At 55.4% G+C, this 7,351-nt stretch carries 9 protein-coding genes; 7 read left to right on the forward strand and 2 right to left on the reverse strand.

The window, feature by feature from the left end; all coding sequences use genetic code 11:
* Positions 1–28 precede the first annotated feature (28 nt).
* The 4 genes from ACR0DB_RS20120 (at position 29) to ACR0DB_RS20135 (ending at position 4,078) form a co-directional block, all read left to right on the forward strand.
* Positions 29–229, forward strand: coding sequence for a hypothetical protein (locus tag ACR0DB_RS20120; RefSeq protein ID WP_170417785.1), 201 nt, complete (start codon positions 29–31; stop codon positions 227–229).
* A 472-nt stretch (positions 230–701) separates the two neighbouring features.
* Positions 702–1,121: a hypothetical protein gene (locus tag ACR0DB_RS20125; RefSeq protein ID WP_170417782.1), complete on the forward strand. Its 420-nt coding sequence runs from the start codon at positions 702–704 to the stop codon at positions 1,119–1,121.
* The gene (locus ACR0DB_RS20130) at positions 1,118–2,953 is read left to right on the forward strand and encodes a relaxase/mobilization nuclease domain-containing protein (RefSeq protein ID WP_170417779.1); all 1,836 of its coding nucleotides are present in this window, start codon (positions 1,118–1,120) and stop codon (positions 2,951–2,953) included. Before ACR0DB_RS20125 ends, ACR0DB_RS20130 begins: the two co-directional genes overlap by 4 nt.
* A 21-nt stretch (positions 2,954–2,974) precedes the next feature.
* A complete protein-coding gene (locus tag ACR0DB_RS20135; RefSeq protein WP_170775031.1) occupies positions 2,975–4,078 on the forward strand; it encodes a hypothetical protein in 1,104 nt (367 codons plus the stop codon).
* 209 nt (positions 4,079–4,287) lie between these two features.
* Here ACR0DB_RS20135 and ACR0DB_RS20140 read toward each other — a convergent pair whose 3' ends face one another.
* A complete protein-coding gene (locus ACR0DB_RS20140) occupies positions 4,288–4,704 on the reverse strand; it encodes a MerR family transcriptional regulator (RefSeq protein ID WP_170417773.1) in 417 nt (138 codons plus the stop codon).
* 74 nt (positions 4,705–4,778) lie between these two features.
* On the opposite strand from ACR0DB_RS20140, the gene ACR0DB_RS20145 reads away from it, so the two are divergent.
* From ACR0DB_RS20145 to ACR0DB_RS20155, 3 genes are all read left to right on the forward strand, one after another.
* Positions 4,779–5,408: a cation efflux transmembrane domain-containing protein gene (locus ACR0DB_RS20145; protein WP_170417770.1), complete on the forward strand. Its 630-nt coding sequence runs from the start codon at positions 4,779–4,781 to the stop codon at positions 5,406–5,408.
* A 74-nt stretch (positions 5,409–5,482) separates the two neighbouring features.
* Positions 5,483–5,950, forward strand: coding sequence for a DUF411 domain-containing protein (locus ACR0DB_RS20150; protein ID WP_170417767.1), 468 nt, complete (start codon positions 5,483–5,485; stop codon positions 5,948–5,950).
* 161 nt (positions 5,951–6,111) lie between these two features.
* Positions 6,112–6,534 (forward strand): c-type cytochrome, encoded by a 423-nt coding sequence (locus ACR0DB_RS20155; RefSeq protein WP_170474328.1) that lies wholly within the window; start codon positions 6,112–6,114, stop codon positions 6,532–6,534.
* Positions 6,535–6,748: 214 nt separating this feature from the next.
* On the opposite strand, the gene ACR0DB_RS20160 is transcribed toward ACR0DB_RS20155, so the two are convergent.
* Positions 6,749–7,351: type IV secretory system conjugative DNA transfer family protein (locus ACR0DB_RS20160; RefSeq protein WP_480552607.1), on the reverse strand; the 603-nt coding region annotated here is incomplete at its 5' end.

A 7,351-nucleotide genomic window follows, 5' to 3' on the forward strand; every position in this document is an offset into this window, starting at 1 on the left:
CGAAACACGCCATAGCGAGGATCAAACAATGGCAACTCAAACTCTGAAACTGAGCGTCAAGACCGGTGAAAAAGAAGGCAAGACATTCTGGGATCGATGCGGGGTGCTCTTCGTCAATACCGATGAGACCGGCACCATCACCTCGATCCAGGTCAAGCACAGCATGTTCCCTGGCGTTGAGATGGTGGCCTTCCCGAAGCGCACCGATGACGATCCCGTCACCGAATGACGGGAGGGCAGGGCGGCGCAAGCCGCCCTTTCTTCTGCTCCGGCCGCAGGCCGGACCACATATGCGCCACAGGTGGCGCGCGGTCCTAAGACCGGGCAGGGGTGCCGACCTGCCCCAATGCGGCAGCAGACAACCCTGCCACACCCGCCGCGAAAGCGGCGGGACATTGAGCGCGCTGAGGCGCGCGGAAAATGCCATACTGACCTTGAACGTGCCGGTATGTGACGGGCGCTGTTCGGGCAGCTCCCGCTTTGCGTGATTGCCCTGCGCCGGTCCACCGGCACCCACGCCTGCTGGCTGGAAAAGGGGCAGGACCCTTTTCCCGGCGTGGAGATTGCCTCCAAGAGCAAAACTGTTCCGGGGGCAATTTGAGAAAATACGGATTTCTAAAATCACCCCCGGTTTCCTCTTGGAGAGTATGACAGGATAAGGTAGTTGTGTTACAAGTCATAAAAACAACCAGAGGTATACATTGAGCAAGCCCGGCGACACCACTGTCTTTTCCGTTCGATTGCCGTCAGATGCGTTGGTGCGTTTGGAGGAGGCCGTGCAGTCGCTTGGGGCCAAGAGCCGCAACCAGATCATCCAACGACTGATCTATCGTCTGATCGGGTATCTCGATCCTGACCCGGCCGTTGTCGATCTCTGGCAGACGCACTTGCGGCAGGTTCAGGGTGGATACACCAACCTCAATCAGCTCGCAAAATCGGCCAAACGCGGTTCGGTGATCTGGACCGATGACGACCGGCGCGATGTCGAAAACCTCCATCGTGCGATCATCCAGCACCGGCAAGACCTGAAGGCGCTGATCACCGCGGCCCGCCGAAACCGAGAGCCAGACTCCGCCATTCGCCGAATCTTGCGCGACGATGAGAGGACATCTGAAGCATGAACGTCGCGGCTCACAATTTGACGGCAGGGGACTTTCTGGAGCTAGCCTTCCGGGAAGCGCAGAAGGGTATCGATCGGTCCAAGCAGATCAGCCAGCAGCTGCAAACCGCCAAGCGCATGAAGTTCATGATCTCGCGGGCCTCATCCATCAAGGCGCGGCTTGGTGCTGTGGTTGGAAAGCCCGAGGCGGTTGTGAAACACGTCCGCAAAGGTGGGGTGAAAAAAGCGCATGAGCTGCGCCGCCAGATCAATTACCTGACCGTCAGGGCAGAGGGCGTGTTGGACATCCGCGACAATGGTGTGACCCCGCTCGATGCCGATCAGGTGAGTGATCTGATCGAGACCTGGGCCGAGGATTTCAACGGGAAAACCAACTATGGTTATACCCGTCACATGATCGTTTCTTTTCCCGAAGGCACCTATCCGGATGCCGCGCATGAGGCCGGTTTGGACTTCGCGGATCGCCTGTTTGGGAGCGGTGATTTTGGCGATACCTGGGACTATCTGACCGTGTTCCACAACGACACTGACAACCCCCATGTCCACATCGTTGTGAATAACCGAGGCGTGGAACATGGGCAGTGGTTGGCTATGGGTATGAGCAGCGACATGAACATCGACGTTCAGCGCTCTATCCAGGTTGAGGTTGCCGAAGGATACGGAATTGAGCTGACCGCAACGACCCGCCTTGAGCGCGGTTTGCGGCAGGAAGTTGAGACCGACACGTGGAAGGTTCAGGCCGGACTGTCTGTTGTTGAAAGCACTCCGGAGGTTGAAGTTACGGCCCGCGACATGGCCGGTGATGTGATGACACTCTCCATCGCAAGAATGTCGGATCTGTTTGATGAGCGCGCCAACGCTGTCAAAGACCGGATCGAAGAGTTTGCCATCCAACTCGTTGAAAGTGAGGAACCTATGGTATCGAGAATGGAACATCTGCTGGATCAAGCCCATCATTTTGATGATTACGGCGAGCCAGGAGACCCGTCTTATGTGTCGCCCGAAGTCATGAGCAACTTGCGGCGACACATCGAATTAGGCGGTTCTGAGGAAACAATCGCACCCGAGCTGAAGGCTCAGGTTGTTGCCCATATCAGCGACGTTCGGGACAACGAACAGAGCCATCCGTATCTGTCTGCCCTTGCTGATATTGTCGATGACAAGGCGTTCCAGTCGTCCGCTGATTATGCCCCGGCAGCACGCCGGTACGAGGTCTATATACAGGACACCTTGGGCAAGGGGGCCTATGAGGACTTCCAGACTCAGACCAAAGAATTGCTGCAATCCATCGACAAGATGGAAGGGCTGGCCCGTGAGGTTGACGACCCTCATCTGCGTGTCGCTATGGATATTCAAATTGGCGAGTTGAAGGGCGACGTTGCGGACCTGCGCACCAACGATCCGGACCTTCAAGCCTTCATCATCGAGGACCGCCGCTATTCAACGATGATGGGAATGGGCACTGCCGAAATGGATGTCTTGGATTATTCAGAGGCCGGCAAGTGGGCAGCGATCCGCAAAGAAGTCACCGACACGGCCAGCAGCTACGGCCTCGATGGCGAGGCGTTCGTTGCCCGCTTTGGCGATCATCAGAACGTCACCCTGGGTACAACAATGGGATGGCGCAGCGACGACATTTCGACCGCCGCGGCCCACTTCCAGGCGCAAGGATTACCCGACAGCCACGACCGCGCTGAGGCCGTTGTTGACGAGCTGCACCAGCTTGCGTCTTCCAGGATCATCGCAATCTCAGAAGAACTTTCAGACGTTCACGCCCACGCAACGCACCCGCTCTTGCAGGGGCGCGGTGACGATGACGGGCACAGCTTGTAAGGACTTTAACCGGTCTGCCTGATGCGCGCGCCAACGCCCCAGGCAGACCCATCACAGAGTTTTCCATCAACTCGCAAAGGAAAAACTATGGTTTCGCGTACAGACTATCTTTTGAACGAAGTCGAACACTTCGCACCCTATTCCAGATTTGATCAATCCGCCCCGCGTGAAGATCGCGTTTCAGAGCAGATCGACATCATCAGGAAAGAACAGCAGGCGATGGGCTTTGATCGTGCAGCCATCGCCTCAAACAGCTTCGACATCGAGGACCAGGCCAACCGCCGTGTTGACGAACATACTGCGCAACAAGATCTGGTCGAAGAATTCAAAATCGAATTTGAAGCTGCGGAGCGGTCAGGGGAGCCGGTTGATCTGAACGATATGCAGGCTTTGGTTTCTCAGCACATGAGTGATGCTCAGGAATACGATCTGTATCACCCTTACTATTCGTCCCTTGCGGATCTGAGTGGTGACAAGGATTTTCAGGAGTCCGACGACTACCAGTCGCCCGGTGATCGCTATGTTCAGTATATGCAATCCGCTTTGGGGGAGGCCATCTTTGAGAACTACGAGCAGCAGACCAAGGACATCGTGAACTCCATCGAGAACATGGAGGCTCTTGCACGAGAGGTCGAAGATCCACACTTGCGTGCCGCAATGGACGTTCAGATCGGGGAGTTGAAAGGCGATGTTGCCGAACTGCGCCCATATGACACCGACCTGCAGGCATACACTTTGGCTGATGACAGCTACACCACATCCATGAATGCGGCCGAGTTGGACAACCTGGACCCCACGGAAGCCGAAAAATGGCTGGCTGTGCGTGATGACATTGTGGCGACCGCGCACAGCTTCGGTCTCGACGGAAGCAAGTTCCTGGCCCGCTACAACGATCATGACAGCGTTTCAATCGGCACAACGGCGACTTGGAAAGACGCGGACATTTCCACCGCTGCCGCCCATTTCAACAGCCAAGGCGTTCCGGACAGCTACGAGCGCGCGGAGGCCGTTGTTGGTGAGCTGCACCAAGTTTCATCCAGCAAGATTGCCGCCGTGGTGCAAGAGATTGCCCATACCCGCGAACAGGCTACCCACGTCCATGAGTATGATGGACACAGTCTTTAACCACGGAGGACATGATAGATGATTGTTCGCGCCGGTGAATGTGTTGCCGGGAACAGCGAGACCACCGGGTTGGAGTAATGTGGGGTCTGTTCCGATTGGGACGGACTCTTGTCCTTGGACATTCCGGGCATTCGCTGCACCACGTTTGAATAGGCAAGAAGCGGACAAAACAGTCTTTCGCTGGGACTAAAGCAATGTCCGCTCATAGTTTAGTGATCGTGGTGACAGAGTTTATGATCGGCAAGAGACGCGAGCACATAGCAGTTCTCTGACACTCCTTCGTCATCACAGCCCTTCGAAATCCGAACCAGCTCTTTTTCAAGAGCCCGTAGTCGTTTGATCTTTGCTCTTACTTCGGAAAGTTGTGAGACGGCGATGTCCGTTGCGGCTTGGCATGAACGATCCGGGTGGCCTTGAAGCACAATCAATTCGGAGATCGCTTCAATTGAGAAACCAAGATCGCGTGCATGCTTGATGAAACTGAGACGCTCTAGCCCTGCCACATCGTAGCGCCGTTGGTTGCCTTCGGTGCGTTCTGGTGCGGCAAGCAGGCCCATTTCCTCATAGTAGCGGATAGTCGGAACTTTGACCTTCGTGCGCTTGGAAAGCTCCCCGATAGAAAACATGAAAATACCTCTTGAACCTCTAGTAACTAGAGACACTACACTATGGTCACGACAGATACAAAAAGGGCTTCCCAATGTCAGCATGTTGCGGACACAACGCCAAATTCGACGGCGTATCAGACGACTACAAAAGGAGGCTGTGGATTGTCATTGCTCTGAACGCGGTGATGTTCGTCGTCGAGATGACTGCCGGTCACTATGCAAAGTCTCAGGCACTTCAGGCCGACGCTCTAGACTTCCTTGGGGATGCTTTGACCTACGGTATCTCGCTGGCAGTGATCGGGGCTTCAATCCGTGCACGCACCAATGCCGCTCTGGCGAAAGGGGTGAGCTTGCTGCTGATGGGTCTTTGGGTGTTTGGATCGACCGTGTACCGGGTGTTCTATGTCGGAGTGCCGGAGGCCGAGATCATGGGCATCGTTGGCTTTTTCGCTCTTATGACCAATCTCGCAAGTGTTCTCTTGCTCGTCCGTTACAAGGACGGCGATGCAAATGTGCGCTCTGTCTGGCTATGTTCGCGTAATGACGCCATTGGCAATGTGGCCGTTATGTTTGCAGCTTTAGGCGTCTGGGGCACAGCTAGCGGTTGGCCTGACCTGATTGTTGCGGCGGTCATGGCAACGTTGTTTCTTTCCTCTGCTTTCCAGATCGTGCGCCAAGCGCTCGCCGAGCGTCGGGAAGTTGGCGAACATGAGCATGTTTGACGTGGATTATGACCTTTGATCTCGAATGATACGAAATCGGCTCAATTTAGTTGGAAATACCAAGGACTCTCGCCATGAACCTGAAACGCCGCCAAGTACTGACTTACGCCGCTGGCTTTGCCAGCACAGTACCATTTGCCGCGTTTGCGCAAGACACGCCTTCCGTCCGTGTTCTCAAGGATCCGAACTGCGGCTGTTGCCAGGTTTGGATCGACATCCTGCGGCAGGAAGGCTTTCGCATTACCGAGGAGCGCAGCTTTGGAACACAGCTTGTCCGCCACAAATTGGACAACGGCATTCCCGAAGAAATGATGTCCTGCCACACAGGCGAGATCGATGGCTATATGATCGAGGGGCATGTGCCGGTTGCAGACATTCGTCGTCTGCTGGAGGAGCAACCCAGTGCTGTTGGACTTGCTGTTCCTGGCATGCCCTACGGTTCCCCTGGGATGGGGCCGGAAGATCGTCGTGAGGCCTACGACGTGTTTTTGATCCTCAAGGACGGTAGCACCGAGGTGTTCAAGAGTTACGAAGCGGCCTGAGGCGACGTTCATCGAGCGGAAACAGTAAGGAGGAGAAGATGACGAAGCTTGGATTACGCACTCTTACCTTAAGCGTTCTGTCTATCACCATTGCTACAGTGGGTTGCGCACAACAACAACGAGGAGATTGGTGGGGTCACGGGCCAATGGGATCTAACCACATGAGGTCTGAGCACATGCGTGGTTGGGGGCACGGCAATATGGGGCCTGGCCAGCAGCAGCGCATGCAACGACATTGGACGTATATGAACGAGGACGTGCCCGCAGCCTACCGCGGGGCTCGGAGCACCATTCGTGCAACGCCCGAGAATGTTTCGGAGGGCAAGACGCTATATACGGAAAACTGCGCAAGCTGTCATGGAGCTGAGGGTTTGGGCGATGGTGAAGCCGGACGTTCGCTCGCGCCCTCTCCCGCTCTCCTACGATGGTTCGTTCAGATGCCGATGTCGGGGGACGAGTACCTTCTTTGGGCAATTTCCGAGGGCGGCGAACGCTTCGGAACAGACATGCCAGCCTTCAAGGAAGCGCTGAGCGAAGAAGACCTTTGGAAGATCATCGTTTATATGCGTGCGGGGTTCCCTTGATCTGTCGTCAATCTGTTGGTTTTTGATGAGTGTTTTTGCTGTCGATACTATGACGACAATTCTCAGCAGGCATAAAGCTGACAATGCGCCATTCTAGTAAGCTTCACGGAAGCGGACATATATGTAAGTCGCAGCACGAGCAGGTTAGGGCTCTCTCCTGCCGTTCTCTGCATATTGAAGTAAGGTCCGGTTCGGCCGCGTCCTGTTACCCCCGTCAAGTGAAGGCGCTACTTTCAGCCCGTTTGGCTTTCATTTTCTCCATCGCCATATCTTTCGCTGACCGACTTTTCCGCTTTGCGACCGTGCGCTGCGCATCAAATGCCGCCTGAAGTTCCTGGTCTTTTTCAGAAACCTCTTTCACCGGGGCAGGGGCCGGTTTCGCATCAGCCACTGCCTTTGCCGTATCCTTGGCCTGCTCTTCAGCAAGATCCAGGTGTGTCCCTTTGATCTTTGGCGTGTCGCCACCAAGGAACTGCATGAAATAAGGATCTTCGAAATATCGAATCTTGTTCGCAATCACGGGCATCTTGCCTTCGCGGATCAGCACAACCTCGTTTTCCGGCAGACGACCAACGTGCTCTGGCCGGAGCAGCCGAATGCCTTCTTCACGCTCTGATATGCTGCCCATTTCCATCTTGCCGAGTGCTCGAGACTTCGACTTGCTTATGACCGTTTTGTCCCCGATGGACCTGGACACATGTTCGCGTACTTCGGAATCCTCTGAGGCGGCAAACATCTGGGTTCCAGCGTTTGCCAGCATCGCCCGCACACCCTCGTGCCCATAAATGTCCTGTAGGCGCGACAGTGTTTGCGAAAT

Source organism: Ruegeria sp. AB6 (assembly GCF_056542685.1).